This window comes from Veillonella atypica KON (genome assembly GCF_002959915.1).
Classification (GTDB): domain Bacteria; phylum Bacillota; class Negativicutes; order Veillonellales; family Veillonellaceae; genus Veillonella; species Veillonella atypica.
In genome coordinates this window covers 39,613-57,247 of record NZ_PPDE01000009.1, presented here as the reverse complement: position 1 = coordinate 57,247, position 17,635 = coordinate 39,613, and the positions used below count along the sequence as shown (strand labels likewise).

General features: G+C 40.8%; 15 protein-coding genes. 13 read left to right on the top strand and 2 right to left on the bottom strand.

Annotated features, from left to right (window positions below):
* The first annotated feature begins 12 nt into the window (after positions 1 to 12).
* A complete protein-coding gene (locus VAHSUH02_RS07900; RefSeq protein ID WP_005384602.1) occupies positions 13 to 1,248 on the top strand; it encodes a DUF445 domain-containing protein in 1,236 nt (411 codons plus the stop codon).
* Entirely contained in the window at positions 1,245 to 2,555 is a 1,311-nt protein-coding gene (locus VAHSUH02_RS07895; RefSeq protein WP_005384601.1) for a DUF445 domain-containing protein, read from the top strand. Before VAHSUH02_RS07900 ends, VAHSUH02_RS07895 begins: the two co-directional genes overlap by 4 nt.
* Before the next feature lie 132 nt (positions 2,556 to 2,687).
* Here VAHSUH02_RS07895 and VAHSUH02_RS07890 read toward each other — a convergent pair whose 3' ends face one another.
* Together VAHSUH02_RS07890 and VAHSUH02_RS07885 are read right to left on the bottom strand one after the other, a co-directional pair.
* Entirely contained in the window at positions 2,688 to 4,091 is a 1,404-nt protein-coding gene (locus VAHSUH02_RS07890; protein ID WP_005384600.1) for a sensor histidine kinase, read from the bottom strand.
* Positions 4,069 to 4,743: a response regulator transcription factor gene (locus tag VAHSUH02_RS07885; protein ID WP_005378137.1), complete on the bottom strand. Its 675-nt coding sequence runs from the start codon at positions 4,741 to 4,743 to the stop codon at positions 4,069 to 4,071. The genes VAHSUH02_RS07890 and VAHSUH02_RS07885 overlap by 23 nt, the downstream gene beginning before the upstream one ends.
* A gap of 890 nt (positions 4,744 to 5,633) precedes the next feature.
* Between VAHSUH02_RS07885 and VAHSUH02_RS07880 the strand changes: the two genes are divergently transcribed.
* The 11 genes from VAHSUH02_RS07880 (at position 5,634) to VAHSUH02_RS07830 (ending at position 17,404) form a co-directional block, all read left to right on the top strand.
* Positions 5,634 to 7,352, top strand: coding sequence for an FAD-binding protein (locus VAHSUH02_RS07880; protein ID WP_038149064.1), 1,719 nt, complete (start codon positions 5,634 to 5,636; stop codon positions 7,350 to 7,352).
* A gap of 1 nt (position 7,353) precedes the next feature.
* The gene (locus VAHSUH02_RS07875) at positions 7,354 to 8,316 is read left to right on the top strand and encodes a succinate dehydrogenase/fumarate reductase iron-sulfur subunit (RefSeq protein WP_005384576.1); all 963 of its coding nucleotides are present in this window, start codon (positions 7,354 to 7,356) and stop codon (positions 8,314 to 8,316) included.
* Positions 8,316 to 9,191 (top strand): CoB--CoM heterodisulfide reductase iron-sulfur subunit B family protein, encoded by an 876-nt coding sequence (locus VAHSUH02_RS07870; RefSeq protein WP_005378080.1) that lies wholly within the window; start codon positions 8,316 to 8,318, stop codon positions 9,189 to 9,191. The genes VAHSUH02_RS07875 and VAHSUH02_RS07870 overlap by 1 nt, the downstream gene beginning before the upstream one ends.
* A gap of 167 nt (positions 9,192 to 9,358) precedes the next feature.
* Positions 9,359 to 10,105 (top strand): BUD32 family EKC/KEOPS complex subunit, encoded by a 747-nt coding sequence (locus tag VAHSUH02_RS07865; protein ID WP_038149063.1) that lies wholly within the window; start codon positions 9,359 to 9,361, stop codon positions 10,103 to 10,105.
* A 186-nt stretch (positions 10,106 to 10,291) separates the two neighbouring features.
* Positions 10,292 to 10,885, top strand: coding sequence for a DedA family protein (locus tag VAHSUH02_RS07860; RefSeq protein WP_005378047.1), 594 nt, complete (start codon positions 10,292 to 10,294; stop codon positions 10,883 to 10,885).
* A 10-nt stretch (positions 10,886 to 10,895) separates the two neighbouring features.
* Positions 10,896 to 12,533 carry an ArnT family glycosyltransferase gene (locus VAHSUH02_RS07855; protein WP_005384571.1) on the top strand — a complete coding sequence of 546 codons (1,638 nt, stop codon included), beginning with the start codon at positions 10,896 to 10,898 and terminating at the stop codon, positions 12,531 to 12,533.
* Between the two features lie 304 nt (positions 12,534 to 12,837).
* A complete protein-coding gene (locus tag VAHSUH02_RS07850) occupies positions 12,838 to 13,791 on the top strand; it encodes an ABC transporter substrate-binding protein (protein WP_005384569.1) in 954 nt (317 codons plus the stop codon).
* A 10-nt stretch (positions 13,792 to 13,801) separates the two neighbouring features.
* Positions 13,802 to 14,554, top strand: a complete 753-nt coding sequence (locus tag VAHSUH02_RS07845; RefSeq protein WP_005384567.1) for an ABC transporter permease — start codon at positions 13,802 to 13,804, stop codon at positions 14,552 to 14,554.
* An 11-nt stretch (positions 14,555 to 14,565) separates the two neighbouring features.
* The gene (locus VAHSUH02_RS07840) at positions 14,566 to 15,339 is read left to right on the top strand and encodes an ABC transporter ATP-binding protein (RefSeq protein ID WP_105112057.1); all 774 of its coding nucleotides are present in this window, start codon (positions 14,566 to 14,568) and stop codon (positions 15,337 to 15,339) included.
* Between the two features lie 165 nt (positions 15,340 to 15,504).
* Complete coding sequence (locus VAHSUH02_RS07835; protein ID WP_005384561.1) at positions 15,505 to 16,296, top strand: uracil-DNA glycosylase; 792 nt, start codon at positions 15,505 to 15,507, stop codon at positions 16,294 to 16,296.
* A 31-nt stretch (positions 16,297 to 16,327) separates the two neighbouring features.
* Entirely contained in the window at positions 16,328 to 17,404 is a 1,077-nt protein-coding gene (locus tag VAHSUH02_RS07830) for a DUF805 domain-containing protein (protein ID WP_038149062.1), read from the top strand.
* The last annotated feature ends 231 nt before the right edge of the window (positions 17,405 to 17,635 follow it).

The window sequence follows — 17,635 nt, the reverse complement described above, 5'->3', positions numbered from 1 at the left end:
TAGGATCAAGTGATGATGAAAACTAAACCAGTGGCAACCACCCTGTTGGTTGTCATGGCTATCATATTTTTAATTTCATACCCTCATAGGCACGATGCACTGTGGGCGTTTATCATGCATGTTTCGGGGGCCGCGATGATTGGCGGTTTGGCGGATTGGTATGCAGTGACAGCGCTCTTTACAAAGCCTTTAGGTATTCCTTTCAAAACGGCTATCTTGCCGCGTAGTAAAGAACGGTTAATACAGATTGGCCGGACCATGCTCAGCGAAGAATTACTTCGGGTGCCACAAATGTACTATGCCATCAAACGAGAACGCGTTATGGTGCGTATCATCGAATATGGTATGAGTGATGTAGGGCAAAAACAGATGAGAGAACTCTTATACGGCGTTGGCAATCAGGTATTATCCCATATGGATATTGAGCCGATGCGTAAGGAGATTAATAAGGCTGTTTATAAAGGGGTATCCAATTGGAAGGCCACACCTCTCGTTATTCTATTCGGTCGTTGCATGCTGGAACGCCATACGGCTAGCGTGTTTTGGCTTTATTTTAATCGAACTTGTCAGCGTGTTATCGCGTCAAATCAGGTGTATCCATATTTGTATCGCGTCATGCTAGACATTATGAAAACCTATACTAAGGATTCATTCATGCGTGAACTAGCCATTGCCTTTGGTGGTGATGGGCTTTCACCTGAACGATTAGTTGATACGGTACAGAAAAAAGCAGTTCAGTTTTTACAAGACAACGAAGATATCGATTCGCCATTGGGACGCTATATATGGGGGCAGGCCATCAGATTTTTCAATAATTTGGAAACTAATGAGGAATGGCAGGCTTTCATCGAAGAACATAAGGACCAATGGGTTAAAATGGTCCTCGAAGAATGGGAAGGCAAGCTCATCGATGGGGATACGCTCGATTGGGTGCGCCTCATGGATATTGTGCTCGAACGATTTAACGTGCTCGGCAGTGAAATACTTCTAAATCCTGAGAAACAAGCGCCGTTTGAACGATTCTTCTTGTTGCGTAGCATTCCATGGCTACAAAAATTGAACCCTCTTATCGATCGTGTGGTGGGCGAAGAACTATCTCGTTATTCACCGGACGAGATTACGCACATTATACGCGGTAAAATGTATTATGATTTACAAATGGTTCGTATCAATGGCTCACTTGTGGGGGCCGTCCTCGGCGGGCTGTTCTACGGCGTTACCCTCCTCATTAAGGGGGTGATCGGATGATACGATATATTAAATCGCTTACCTTGAAACAGCGAGCCAATGGGATCTTTGGCTTAATGGTCGTGCTCTACTGTTTTGTTTTTGTAGGCCAGTTTTTCTTTGATGATGAAAGCTGGTACCAGCCGCTCTATTGGGCAGTACAGTCTGCTCTTATCGGTAGTGTGGCGGACTGGTTTGCCGTGACTGCATTATTCCGTAAACCTTTAGGATTTCCGTATCATACGGCTTTGATTCCTCGCAATAAGGAACGCCTGATCAATGGTGTAATTAAGCTGGTGGAAACGAAGATGCTAACGCGAGATCGTTGCCAAGTGCTATTAGGCAAGGTACAATTCGTACCTTTATTTGAAAAATTCCTACTATCTCCGGAGGGACAGCGGGCCGCACGCCTTGTCATTCATCAGGGGTTACATTTGTTATGGAAATCTCAAACAACTGAGGAATGGGCACAGTGGGGGGCTAAGCGCATTCGTGCATTGTTAGAAAAACATTCCCTCGTACCTGTGTTAAAGCATGTCTTGCTCGATTTATGTGAACACAATCGCTATGAAGGCATGGTTGTACAGGTCTTGAATGTGATTCAAGAGCGTATTAACCATCCTGCTATGGTCACCTGGCTTACGGCCGTAGTTGCAGAGGAAGCACATAAGAAAAAACGAAAGGGCTTCCTTTCTGATTTCTTGATTTCCTTGTCCGAGGCCACTGATGTTGTTAATTATCGTGAGATGGCAGAAGCCATTGTAACAGAGGCGTATGCTATGTTGGAAAACTGGAAACGCCCTAATAGCCCTGAGCGGACAGCATGGCTTCGTCAGTGGGTAGAGCCGATTCGCCACATAGAGGAAAATCATGTGGTCTGCGATGCTCTCGATGAGGCTTGGGAACGTTGGATACGAGAACAAGATTGGGAATCTATCATCGAGAACCATTTATGTCCATACGTTGAGGAGTTGCTTGTTGAAGGCGATGAAAATGGCGAAACGCCAGCTCAAGTTCTTGTGAATATCGCCCTTGAACTTTGGAATGTATATGGTCAATCTGAAGATCTTCGCAATCGCATTGAAACTACCCTCCACGATATTGCACGGTATGTGCTAGAACAAGGGTATGATCTCATCGAAACCATCATACGCCAAGTATTAGGCGGACTTAGCACCGATAAATTTATCTACTTTATCGAGTCTAAGGTAGAGGATGACCTCAGCTGGATTCGTATTAATGGTGCCGTTGTAGGTGCCGTAGCTGGCCTTGTGGTATGGAGTTTTCTTGAGTACGTCTATGTACCATTATTAGCTTTACTCGGTTAAATACCTTGTCTAGTTTACAAGTAAATTACAGTATTTACATATACGAAAATAAAACACCCTTCTATATGACGAGTGCTTCTCGTAGTTGAGACTTGTCATATAGAGGGGTGTTTTTATGTACAACGTATTACATTATTCTATTAATGCTTCCGATAGAGGAAGGGTAATGGAGAAGGTAGTAAATACACCTAACTCACTCTTTGCCGTGATTGTACCGTGATGTAAATGAACAACCTTGTCTACGAAATAGAGGCCTAAGCCTATACCGTGATTAGATTTTTTATTTCGTGATTGCTCTGTTTGATACATACGGTTGAAGATTTGTGATAGATTATCTGCCTCGATGCCAATCCCGTTATCGGTAACCTCAATAATCAAATATAGATTATTGCGCTTGGCCGTAATATTGATGGTCGACTTTGTGAATTTAATAGCATTGTCGATAAGATTCGTTACGGCACGACGCAAGGATACTTCGTGGCCCGTAATGATTAAATCACTATCAATATCAGCATTGATGGTGATATGCTTTTCCGCACAAAGTCGAGTGTAGTCATGTATCATGTTTCTTAACATGGTACTTACATCCACAGGGGCTACATTCATTTCATAGTTATTTTCTAACCGTGCTACATCCAATAATTGCGCTACCAGGGATGACATGAATTTTGCTTGCTCTAAAATATGGGTCAAGCCTTCTTGCATTTCCTCTGGTGTTCGCGCATATTTGATGGCGTACTCACTTTCAGCTTGGATAACGGCAATCGGTGTACGCAATTCATGAGATACGTCAGAACTGAATTGCTTTTCCCGATTGGATGAATCTTCGAGGCCGGATAACATGCGGTTGAATGTGGTCGTCAACTCATAGACCTCATCCTTCGCGATTTCCGGCAATTCAATACGACGACTCAAGTCGTTGTTTTTACCAATAACCTTTGCTGTGTGAGTCAGTTTACGCAACGGTTTTAGGCCTTGTTTTATGAATAGATAACCACCGATAGAAGATATGAGCAACGCCACCAAATTGACAAGCAATAAGGCGTATAGGATATCTCCGTTTTTATCCGTAATCTTTTGGCTCGTAATAGCCCGTAAGAAACCTCGGTAATTCGGTGCGTTGATAGGAACATCGTAATAGTAAAATGTCATACCATTAGCTTCGATTTCACCAACCTGTCCAAGCGATAAATTCAATTGATTTGGGAATCCATCCGGTAAATAGCCTTTCGTAATTAATCCATCTTGTGTGTAAACGAGATAGAATGTGCCATCTTCATAAGGCTTAAACTTGCGAATGTCCGTAGACATGATGAGCGTTTGTTGTTGTAATCGATCTCTGATTTCCGTGCTGCGTGCCGTGCCCATATAGTTATAGTAGAAAATGGACATGGAAATTAGAAGGGTAATCAGAAACAAAGTATACCACAACATGATTTTAAAGGTTAGTGGTATGCGATTCCACAGGTGCTTAAATGCACCGGACATAGAATTAAGGTCGTGACCTTGTTCCTTAGTTTTCTGTTTTGAGGACATATCCTACTCCACGAACGGTTTGAATCAATTTCACATTTTCATCCGTGTCAATCTTTTTACGTAAATCCTTAATATATACATCAATTAGATTAGAGTAGCTTTCATAATCGTATTCCCAAACATGATCTAGAATTTGTTGACGGGACAAAACGATATTTTCGTTGCTTGCTAAATAATACAATAAATCAAATTCTTTAGCTGTCAATGTAATCGCTTCGCCATCGCGCTTTACCGTACGTTGCGGAACGTTGATTGTTAAAGGACCAACCTTGATATCATTTTGGGCATGACGTGCGTTACGACGTGCTAACGCATAGATACGAGCTGTTAATTCTTCAAGATCAAAAGGTTTCACAAGGTAATCATCGGCCCCTGTATTGAGACCTGTAACCTTATCTTGTAAGGAATCCTTCGCCGTTAATAATAAAACAGGTGTTGTATTACCTTCGTTACGCATTTGAGCCAATGCGCTAATGCCATCCAATACAGGCATCATGATATCCATAACGATGACATCATAACTAGATGTATTTACATAATCGATAGCTTGTTGACCGTTGAAACATGTATCGACAGTCATATTTTCAGCACGCAAATATTTGGCCGTAATACCATTCAGCATTTCTTCGTCTTCTACAAGTAAAATCTTCATATGTTTGTTCTCCTTATGTATGATTAAATTATATAACTCTCTCTTAATACAACTTAATTACTAATCAGATCCCATTTTGTGAAAGCTGCAACACATTAGTAATTAAATTAATATTAACATATTTAAGTTATATTATATAACTAATTTATCTATTATCATACCTTATACAAACGGAATGAGTGAAAAATGAATGTAATAAATGGTAAAACCCTATATATTCATATTATATATAGCATGTAAGCACCCCTATATAAGTTTTGCCTAGCGTAATTAGATTTCATAAAATGAAGTATATCGAAGATTGCTATTTATGCATAGATAAGAGCGATTTTACTGATTTTGAAAGATGTAAGGAAAATCACAATAAAAACTTATGATAATAGTTATCAAAAGTGAAAAGTATACTAAAATCGAGAGGTTTTAATATATATAAGCCGTTTAAATTCCGTGTATTTTTAGTAGGAATTTAAAAATTTTGATAACAATAAATGACCTTATTGGGGTGGTATAGTCGGTAAAACATAGTATTTATTGGTCTCATATGGTTATCTATAAAGTAAAAAATTCGGAACCGAATCAATATAAATGATATACATAAAAATAAATAGAATTTCCATTTAATATAATCAGAATGTTCAAGATTCATCTACAAAAATGTGAAATGATATAGAGTATCAATTAAAATCATCGAAATTAATTATGCATAATAAGGTTTAGACATACGGTGAAATGCTCTCTATAATTATATGTAAAGCTATAAGAGAAATCGCACATGTGTGAGGTTTTCTCTTTAAGGAAAAATGATTAGGTTATCAAAAATTTTTATAAGGTTTTTGAATCTAGATAGTCTAAGAAATTTTCTCTTTATAGGTAGTTATGAGGAGGTCATTATGGAACAGTTTGATGTTCTAGTAGTAGGTAGCGGTGGCGCTGGTCAACGCGCGGCTCTTGAAGTTGGTCGTCGTAAAGGCTTAACTGTAGCACTTATTACTAAAATTTTCCCAACTCGCTCTGCAACAGCAATGGCGCAAGGCGGTGTAAATGCTTGTTTGAATAACGTAGCAGCTGAAGACACAATCGAAACACATACTTTCGACACAGTAAAAGGTTCTGACTATCTTGGTGACCAAGATGCGATCGAATTCTTCTGCTCTCGTTGTCCAGAAGGCGTACTTGAAATGGACCACATGGGTGCTCCTTTCTCTCGTACTCAAGAAAATAAAATTGCGCAACGTAACTTCGGCGGTCAATCCTATCCACGTACTTGCTACTCTGCGGATAAAACTGGTCACGTTATTTTGCACACAACTTACGAACAATGCTTGAAAGAAGGCGTACACTTCTTACAAGAATGGTACCTTTTAGATCTTGTTAAATCTGCAGACGGTCATGTTGGTGGCGCTGTAGTTTGGAACATGAAAGAAGGTCGCGTAGAACAAATTAAAGCGAAAGCTGTCATCTTGTCCACTGGTGGTGCAGGTCGTATTTTCTGGACTCGTACTACAAACCCATTCCTTTCCACAGGCGATGGCATGGCAGCAGCTTTCCGTGCTGGTAACGGCTTGAAAGATATGGAAATGATCCAATTCCATCCAACTGGTCTTGGTCGTACTGGTATCTTGATGTCCGAAGCGGTTCGTGGTGAAGGTGGTTACCTTCTTAACTCTGAAGGCGAACGTTTCATGAAAAAATATGCGCCAAATAAAATGGAATTGGCATCCCGTGACGTTGTAGCGAAAGCAATCGAAGATGAAATCGCTGCAGGTCGTGGTTTCGGTTCTGGTCTTAACGCATATGTAGTAGCTGACCTTCGTCACTTAGGACCTGAAGTTATTCTCGAAAAACTTCATGGTATCCGTGACTTGGCAATGTGCTTCGAACACTGCGATCCATTGACTCAACCAGTACCTATTCGTCCTACATGTCACTATACAATGGGCGGTATCGACGTAGTGGACTACAAAACTTGTGCATGTGAATTGCCTGGTTTGTTCGCTTCTGGCGAAGCTTCTTGTATCTCCATCCATGGTGCTAACCGCTTAGGTGGTAACTCCTTGGCAGACGGCGTAGTATTCGGTAAAGTATCCGGTGCTGGTGCAGCTGACTATGCTGAAACACATGAACAACCTAACGTAGATGCAGAATTAGCTGCAGCTGCAAAAGCTTGGGAAGCTAAATTCACTGAAGTAACAACTCGTGAAGGCGGTCGCCCAGTTGTAGAAATCCGCGATGCATTGGCTGATGCAATGTGGAATAAAGTAGGTATCTTCCGTAATGAAGATGGTATTACTGAAGCATTAAAAGAAATCGATCAATTGATCGAAGATTACAAAACTTGTTATGTAGGTGACCCTGAACGTACTTACAACATGGCATTCGTAAACTATTGTGAAATCGGTTCTATGTTAACAGTAGCAAAAGCTATTGCAATGGGCGCTTTACACCGTCGTGAATCCCGTGGCGCTCATATTCGTGAAGACCATCCAAAACGTAATGATGAAAGATATTTAAAACATTCTTTGATCAAATTAGGCGCAGACGGTCAATACGAATTAACTGAACGCGACGTAGTGTTCACTAAATACGAACCACAAGAAAGGAAGTACTAAGATGAGACAAATCACCTATCATATCCACCGTTACCAACAAGGTCGCGCGTTTGTACAAACTTTCAAATTCGACTATGAAGCTGACCGTACAATTCTTTGGGGCCTTCAAAAAATTAAAGATACTCAAGATCCAACATTAACATTCTTGGCAGCTTGTCGTTCCGCAGTTTGTGGCGCTTGCTCCATTCGCGTAAATGGCGAAGCAATGCTTGGTTGTGAATCTAAAATTGATGAATTGACAGAACGTTATGGTACAGATGAATTAACTATCGCTCCTATCGGTAACTTCCGTGTAATCCGCGACTTAGTTGTTGATTGGGAATCTAAAGTTGATCGTTTGAAAACAGTTGCTCCTTGGATTTTCCTTAAAGCAGAATTCAACGAAGGCGACAAAATCGTTCGTCAAACTCCAGCTGATTTCAAAAAATTCGTTGCTGGTACAGAATGTATCCTTTGCGGTTGCTGCGCATCTGAATGTAACAAATTGACTGCACGTCAAGACGATTTCTTGGAACCATATGTATTCACTAAAGCTAACCGTTTCGTATTGGATAGCCGTGATGATGCACCTATGGCTCACATTCAACCTGCTTATGACAATGGTCTTTGGAAATGCGTTCACTGCATGAACTGTATCTCCCGTTGTCCTAAACACTTAAAACCTGCTCAAGATATTTCCAACATGCGTAAAGAAGCTACAAAAGCTGGCCTTACAAACAACAAAGGCGTTCGCCATGCAGTTGCTTTCAAAGAAGACCTTTACAAAACTGGTCGTTTGAAAGAAGTTTCTATGAGCTTGAAATCTGACGGTGTTGTAGATTCCGCTAAACAAGCATTCTATGCATTACGTTTGTGGAAACACAGCAAAATTAATCCTTTCGAACTTGTAGTACCTCAAAAACCAGTTAATGGTATTGATGGTGTTCGCAGACTTATGAAAGCAGCTGAGGAGGTAAGCAAATAATGAAATACGCATTTTTCCCAGGTTGCGTTCTTGAAAGCGCTGCCAAAGAAGATTACATGGCAACTGTTGCAGTAGCTAAAAAACTCGGCATCGAACTAGAAGAACTTGACGGTTGGACTTGCTGCGGCGCATCCCACGTTCAAGATATCGCTCCAGAAATTACATTAGCTACAAACGCACGTAACATTGCATTGGCAGAAGAAAAAGGTTTGAACCTTTTAACTGTATGTAACACTTGTACTTTGATGCTTCGTGAAGCTAAAAACGAATTAGACAATAACGAAAAAGAAAAAGAAGAAGTGAACAAAAAATTAGCTCAAATCGGTAAACAATACCGCGGTACAACTGATATCACTCATTTCTTATGGGTATTGATTCGCGATTACGGTTTGGATAAATTGAAAGAAAAAGTTGTTAAACCTTTAACAGGTTTACGTGTAGCTGAATACTATGGTTGCCATATTCTTCGTCCTCAAACTGAAATGGGCTTCGAAGACTATCAAATGCCTACATCCTTAGCAGATTTGATCTCCGCTATCGGTGCTACACCAATCGACTTCTCCCGTAAACTTGATTGCTGCGGTTTCCATGCTGTATACCCTGCACATGATTCCGTAATGCAAATGACTGGCTCCATCAACAAAGATGCAGCTACAGAAGGCGCAGATTGCGTAGTAACTCCTTGCCCACTTTGCCAAATGCAACTTGATATGTTCCAAAAAGAAGCAAAAGAAGTTGTTGGCGGTGGCAAAGATATGCCAATCTTGCACATGTCCCAATTAGTAGGTCTTGCTCTTGGCATCACTCCTGAAGAAATGGGCATGCCTAAACGTCACTTAACTGATACTGCAGCAGTGACAAAATTTGTAGGTTAATTCGTTTTAATTTAGAGTGCCTCAGTTGGCTTATAAAATCTAAATTAAACCTATTATCATAATTACCGTAAAGACCCCCTGGCCTTGGCTAGGGGGTCTTTATTTGATACATATATGGTGTTTATTATATAATAAATAGGTAAGTATTGATGACATTAGGAGGTCTCATGAACGAAGCCTTATTAGAATATATAGACCATAAATTGAATAACGAAGATTTGGGGCGCGTATTCCCAGTCACCTTTCAAGGTAATGAGTATTTTGTAAAACGTGCTGTAGGTAATAACCGGTCATCATGGATCAAACCATCCCCTCGTGCATCCTTTGATCATGAGTTCTATATGATGAACTTTGTGCGTACACAATTACCATTAGCTCCGGAAATTGTAGGCTTTCGAGAAAATTATTTCGTGACACCGAATTATGGTAAGAACTTGACCTACTATGGCCATTTACCGCAGGAGCATCCAGAAGATAGTTCCCTAGAAGATATGGCTGTTCATATTTTTTATGCTTTTGGTAAAGCGCTAGGCATGCTCCACGATTACGGTATCGCTCATGGTCGTCCTGCGTTGCGTGATATCGTATATGATCCAGATGCGGATAGTGTCATGCTCCTCGATTGGGAAAACGCACGCCGCTGGCCAGAATTCACGCCTGCTGGATGGGACTTACTTATTTTCATCCACAGCTATATCCGTGAAGGTGATTTGCCTAATACCTATCTATATGCGGCTATGAATGGTTATAGCTCTGCCCGTTGTGCACGAGAAACTGTTCTTCATGTGAAAGAAGTTTTAAAAAAACGTGACTATCTATTTAAATTCTGTCGCCTGTTGGAACCATTCCATTTTGTAGACACAGAAGCAGCTGTAAAATCCTTTGATTTTAAACAAGGACTAAAAACAGAATAACTGTGTATGACTAGTTAATTCTTGCAAAAACAGAATACTAAGGATGCCCCGAATGGCCCTCCCGTATGGTGAGGGTCATTTTATTATGGTAAAATAGATTGTATACATGGTGATATTTTTACCAGCATTAGTTAGCATTAAAAAATCATAAATCCGGTATAGGGGAGTTATGACGAGGTATAACAAGTGGAATATATTATTTCGTTTATGGAAACGTATGGCTATGCAGCCATGTTTATTGCGATGGTTCTAGAGAATGCGAATATACCGATTCCTAGTGAAATTGTGCTTGGATTTGCAGGGTATTTAATTTCTCAAGGTATATTTGATTTGCATACGACAATGGTCGTAGGTACATTGGCTGGTATCGTTGGATCCATTTTGTCATATTGGATGGGGGAATATGGCGGTCGTCCGTTGTTATTGAAATACGGTAAATATGTATTCTTTAATGAGCATAAATTTGAACTCGCTGAAAAGATGTTTAATAAATATGGTGGAGTAGCTATATTCTTTGGCCGTCTTTTACCTGGTGTTCGTACATTTATCTCCTTCCCAGCTGGCATGGCGCGCTATCCATTGTGGCACTTTATCGTTTGGACCGTACTTGGTACTATTCCTTGGACGATTTTACTCGTATATTTAGGAAAAGTACTTGGAGAAAACTGGAAAGATCTTATTCAGTATAATCATGAATTTTTGCTAGTTGTGATTGTCATCTTTGCTATTGTGGCTGCAGTGCTCGGATTTAAATACTATAAGAATCGCCGTAAATCATAAGGAGGTCACAATGAAATTGTCTCGTTTGACGCCTGTGTTGTTTGTTGTTTGGCTGGTATTCTTTATGGTAGCTAATAATATACTACCTGTAACCGATCCAGTAGAATCGAATTATGCGTTAACTGCTAAGGAAATGGTGTTGTCTGGCAATTGGTTATCGCCACAGATTTATGGGACATATTGGTATGACAAGCCGATTATGATTTATTGGCTGATTGCATTAGCTTTTAAAATCTTTGGTATTGCTGATTGGGTAGTTCGTTTGCCAAGTGCTATATTTGGTGCCTTGTCAGTGGCTACCATGTTTCAAGCTTTACGGACCTTTAGTCGTCGTTGGCTCGCTGGCCTAGTAGGTTCCTCTATCCTTGGTACATCTCTTATGTTCTGGGCTGTTGCTCATGGTGTTATAACCGACATGGTACTGTTATATACGACCTTGATGGTTATGATGTATGCGTACAAAGGCTTGAATGAAAATTCTAGTACGGCCATGATTGTAGCGTATGTATTTTCCGGATTAGGTGTTTTGACAAAGGGGCCCGTGGCACTTGTTTTACCTGGCCTTATTTTGCTCGTTTATGTTGCGCTTTGCCGTTCGAAACAAATGTTGTTTCGCCTCTTTGACTGGAAGGGGATTTTGGCCTTTCTTGTCGTCGCTATGCCGTGGTATGTTTATATGTATAGCGCCCATGGACAAGCTTTTTTGGATGGATTCTTAGGCCTTAACAATGTGACCCGTGCAACACAATCTGAACACCCGGAAGATAATGTGTGGTGGTACTATATCGCTATTTTCCTCGGCGCTTCTTTACCATGGACGGGCGCTGTTATTTATGGCATGATAACGGGCTTTAAACAGCACCATAAGTGGTACGTGTATTGCATGTGTTGGGGCGTGGGTACTGTTCTATTCTATTCCTTGATGGCCACTAAGTATCCTCTATATACATTTATTAGTCTTGTACCTTTCAGTATTCTTGGTACATTAGGGGCTATGAAAGCTCTACGTCCGGGTCGGCCTCGTTATGTCCCATGGATTGTAGTCGGTCCCACACTATTGTTATGGATCGCTTATGTAGGGGCATCTTTCTTTGCACCTTGGGGCTATTATGGATTACTCTATGTTTTGGCAGGCGTATCCATATTAGGGCTGTTATGGTTCTGGTGGACTCGCCAACGGTATCGTTTGCTGAGCATTGTCGTGATCGGAACCATGCTCATTTCCTCGATTGTAGTACTCGAAGGCTTGGTACCTCTTGTTAAACAACGTAGTTCTATCAATCTTATCCCTGTTGTAGATAAGTATAATGGTGATGTGTATTATTACAATGGATACAGCACATCTCTCGTATATTATACTGGACATGAGGTGGTTCGTATTAAGGGTGACAGCAGTCGTTGGGATGATAAGGATACATTAAAACATCGTAGTGCTGAATGGGATAAGAAATACCTTATGGAACAAGTGACAGAGGACGAGTTTATCAAGCGTTTGGCTGAAGGTAAGCAAATCATGGTCATCGTTCCAAAAGGCGAAATTAACCATTTTAAACAGTCTAGTATTGCACCATATGTTGGTGAGTACAGCGAGGCTGGTAGCTCTGAGATTTATATTTTGAATAAACGACAAGCTTATATTGAAGAATAATATATTGTTAATCGTGTTTGTGAAAGTAGCATCAACCGCTCAATGCGGTTGGTGCTTTTTTGCGTATATAATCAAAATATTTAATGTATATATTATGTCCTAATTACTATTTATATTTTTTTAGAAATAAAACCTATTATAGTTATATGTATTATTGACATATTAAAAACATATTGGTATAGTAGGTTATATAATTTTTAGAACGAGGTGTTTTGAAACCTTATTTCATCTAGGTTTTAGAAAAGTGCGGAAATGGCATGTGTCAAAATCGCCCCCTTGTTGTGAGGTAGAAAGAGGGGAAGTTATGAAGAAGACATGGTATCTAATCATCGGAGTGGTCCTCTTGGTTATTGGCGGCATAGCCTATGGCTATCATGAACACCATAAACCAAAGACGGCTCAAGAATTAAAGACTGTACGCGTAGCCTATTTACCAATTACCCATGCATTGCCAGTATTCGCTACAAAAGAATTAGAAACGGCAGATGGTCCTGTACATGTAGAGCTTGTTAAATATGGATCTTGGCCAGAGTTGATGGATGCATTAAATACAGGTAAGGTAGATGCTGCATCGGTACTCGTTGAGCTAGGTGTAAAGGCTCGTGAACAAGGCATTGATGTTCGTGCTGCTGCACTTGGTCATACAGAGGGTAATATTATCATCGTAAATAAGGATATTAACTCCGTTCAAGACTTAAAAGGCAAATCCTTTGCTATCCCTCATAAACAATCTACTCAAAAAATTCTCGTGGATTGCATGCTTGAACAAGCGGGTCTTTCTGAAAAAGATGTACAAATCGTAGAAATGAGCCCTCCAGAAATGCCTTCTGCTCTATCGGTAGGACAAATTGCTGGGTATAGTGTTGCCGAACCATTTGGCTCTCTAGCCCTTGAAATGGGAACTGGGAAGGTCTTTGAAGATCCTGACCATCTCTGGCATGATAATATTTGCTGTGCTCTTGTGTTTAATGGTCAATTCGTCGACGAACATCATGACTTGGCAAAAGCCTTCACAAAAGCCTATCTCGATGCAGGTACATATTTAGACGAGCATCCAAAGGCACAAGAGGAGATTTCCTCAAAGTACATGAAGTTTAATGACTCAGTTATTGAACGTTCCCTCAAAGTGATTGGGTTTAAAGATTTAGCCCTTACAGAGGACCGTTATAATGCACTTGTGCATCACATGACACATATTGATTTAATCAAAAAAGTGCCGACCTATTCAGAGTTTGTAGATACATCATTGTTACCATAGGAGGGGGACCATGAAGAAATATACATATGTGCCAGGTTCATTTATCGCAGCGTGGCTAATTTGGGAGCTAATCGTTCGCCTCGGCGGTTTTAACGAAGCGCTATTGCCAACGCCGTATAAGGTGTTGATCGGCTTTGGTGAACTCATTGGAGACGGTGTCCTCTTTAAGGATATTGCAGATAGTTTAGTACGGTTCTTCATCGGTTACATCATTTCCGTCGTAGCTGGCGTATTCTTCGGCCTTATCTTGGGTTGGTACAAGGGAATTTGGAACTACATCAATCCAATCGTTCAAGTCATTCGACCAATTTCTCCTGTGGCGTGGTTGCCGTTTATCGTTCTCTTCTTCGGTATCGGTCAAGCACCGGCTATCGTTATCATCTTTATCGCAGCATTCTTCCCTGTGCTATTGTCCACCGTGTCTGCTATTCAAAATATCGACCCTGTGTACATCAAGGTAGCGCGCAACTTTGGTATTAAACAGCCAGAACTATTATTTAAAATCGTATTACCTGCCGTATTTCCTGGTATTGCATCGGGCCTTCACATCGCTCTCGGTACGGCGTGGATCTTCCTTGTAACAGGGGAAATGGTAGGCTCCCAAACAGGACTTGGCTTCCTTATTATCGATATGAGAAATAACTTGCGTAACGATCTCTTGATGGTAGCCATTTTGACCATCGGTTTTGTTGGACTTTTACTCGATTGGGGCGTATCCCTCATCGAAAAATGGATTTACAAACGTTGGGGTATTGAGAAATAGGAGGTGGCCTCATGGGTTACATTTCGGTGCGCAATGCACACAAGGAATTTATGAAAGATGGGGAACTACTCACCATTCTTGAAGATATTAATCTAGATATTGAAAAGGGCGAGTTTATTTGCCTCTTAGGCCCTTCTGGTTCCGGTAAAAGTACGCTATTAAATGCTATGGCGGGCTTTGAGCTCGTTACATCTGGTTCCATTACTATCGACGGTGAAGAGGTGAAAGCGCCTCAACTCAGATATGTAACGGTATTCCAAAATTATGGCTTGTTGCCATGGCGTACGGTGGAAAGCAATATTGAGCTTGGCCTTGAAAGTAAAAAAATACCTAAAGAAGAGCGTCCTGCTATCATTGACAAATACGTTAAAATGGTAGGCCTTGACCATGCCCGTAATCGCTACCCTGCAGAACTATCTGGAGGTATGCAACAACGTGTATCTATCGCTCGTGCACTAGCGGTGGATCCAGATATTATCTTTATGGACGAACCACTAGGCGCCCTTGATGCATTAACACGTATCAATTTACAAGACGAAATCTCTCGCATCTGCCGCGAAGAAGGCAAGACGGTTGTATTTGTTACCCACGATATTGAAGAAGCCGTAGTCCTTGCGGACCGCGTTGTAGTACTAGCGGCAAATCCAGGTCGTGTACAAACTATCATCCCTGTAAATATCATCGATAGAACTGATCGCACATCGGCATCCTTTGTTAATATTCGAAACCACATCTTTGAACAATTCCAATTGGCAAAAGAAGACAAAATCGAGTTCTATATTTAGTTATATACACCTTAAAAGAAACACCCAAAAGTTTATACTCTTGGGTGTTTTATAATGGACAAAATTCTAAAATAATGTATATATATTTCTTATGCAATTCGTGTAATTATGATGTATAGTAGATATATATCGGTAATAACATATAAATTTTAAACTGGAGGCTGTATGTCTTTATTTGAGTTAGAGAATACCTTGTCTTTTGATGAATATATAGCAACCTTTGATGCGGAGCGTGTGGCGAAGGTGCACGGTTTTGTAGACTGGCTCGCTCAGTATCAAGGTGGTCTCGTCCATAATCCTTGGGGTGAGGTAAATCCTGATTTAGAGATTGTTACAGATGGTTTTGATGCGGCCCGAGTGCGTCGAGATAATTTGGTAGCCTATTTATTACCGCGCTTAGGTCGAGCTAAGGTATTTGTAGTGGCTGAGGCAGTAGGATATCAAGGGGGACGTTTTAGTGGCATTGCTATTACTTGTGAAAGAATGCTATTAGATAAGCACAAAACCATTCGTGCGAAGGATGTAACGCCGATTCGGTTGGAACGCACTAGTTCGCCTACTAGCTCTTTATTAAAAGGAACACAGCAGAAGGACGGTTTTAACGAACCTACTGACACTGTGGTGTGGAGTGCTATCGTTGAAAAGGGGATAGATCCATATGATACGTTGTTGTGGAATATATTCCCCTTCCATCCTCATAAGGAGGATAATCCATTGACTAACCGTACACCTACGGATAGAGAACAACAACTAGGTTGGGAGTATACAAAACGCTTATTAGATTTACATATAGAATTAGGCGGCGTAGAACCTCTTGTGCTCGCCGTAGGCCAAAAATCTGCAGATACAATGGGAACATTTGGATTGTCTGCTATTGGGTTGCGCCACCCTGCAAACGGCGGTGCTAATCTATATCGTCAGGGCTTTGCGGAGGCTGTAGATACATGCTTAAAATAGTAAACATTTGAGAGTTTTTGGAGAGATACTTATGAAACGTTATTGTGATGCTTGTCGTCATTATTGCGATGAGGCGGCTATGTTTTGCCCTACATGTGGGCAGTATACGATGGCTACAGAGGTGGAGCGCATTGCACCTGAAGGTGATGTAATTTATCCTTTATCCCATTATCAGCTTAGCTATAAGGATACATATCTCTATGTGATGAATAAGTTCATGGATACGGATGGTCGCGCTTCGCGGAGGGAATTCTTACAATTTCTATTGCTGTGGCATGTATGTATGGTTGGTTTGCTCGCTTTTTTCTATGCTATAACCGCTATATTTCAAACGGGACCGTATTTAATCGGTTTAGGTGGGTTCTTAACGGCTATACTATGTTTAGTATCCTTGCTTCCGTTAGGGTCGTTATGTGTGCGCCGACTTCATGATACGGGACGAGGTAGTATGAGCTTGTTGCTGTTCCTCATCCCCTTTGTAGGACCTTTGATTTTGCTTGCCTTGTTATGTCAAAAGGGGCAGCCACAGGACAATCAATATGGTGGTGCGTTGCAGCATATCGTCATAGATAAACGGCTAGCTTCAATTATGAAAGTATCCCCTACGAGTAGTTCGTTAACAACGAGAGTTTTAATTGTTGCGCTTGTAAGTATAGTATGTATATTTGGATTTTCTTTACGAACTATGGGACCGGAAAATGAAGTGTTCCCTTCAGGGTGGTTTACAAATGCCATTGTTGGTGAAGGCAGTGAAGAGGCCGCTCGTGCATCGGTACAAGGATATTTTGATGCGGTAAATAATAAGGACTATGATAAGGCTTTCACGTATGTGATGAACCGAGTTAGGGCCAATCCAGTAGAAAAACAAAAATGGCTCATAGCTATGCAGCAAGGTACAAAAGTGGATATGGTTACCTTGGATGTGGCACGGCTGAGTCGTTCAGGTAGTTTAAAACGTATTGTATTTGAAGCAGATTTACAAACCACAAAGGTTGGCGAAGGCATGGTAGAGGCTAAACCGATGAAGCGATATATTTCTCTTATTGAAGAAAATGGCGCTTGGTATATTGAAGGCTTTTACAAACATTTGCCTGATGATGATAACTAAATATGATGTATAAACACGGTTAGATTTTGTGCGATTATCAGCTCAAATTCGTACAGGATTAATGGAATAGCGTCAACATAAGGGTCCTCTTTTGTTAACGCTATTTTTATGTTACAATAATAGTAACGTATGAAAGCGAGGCTTTCATCAGAACGATCGGATTATAATGAACATTAAACGGTAACGAAGAGAACGTAACGTCGCGGCTGACGCGTTTAATGGTACACTATA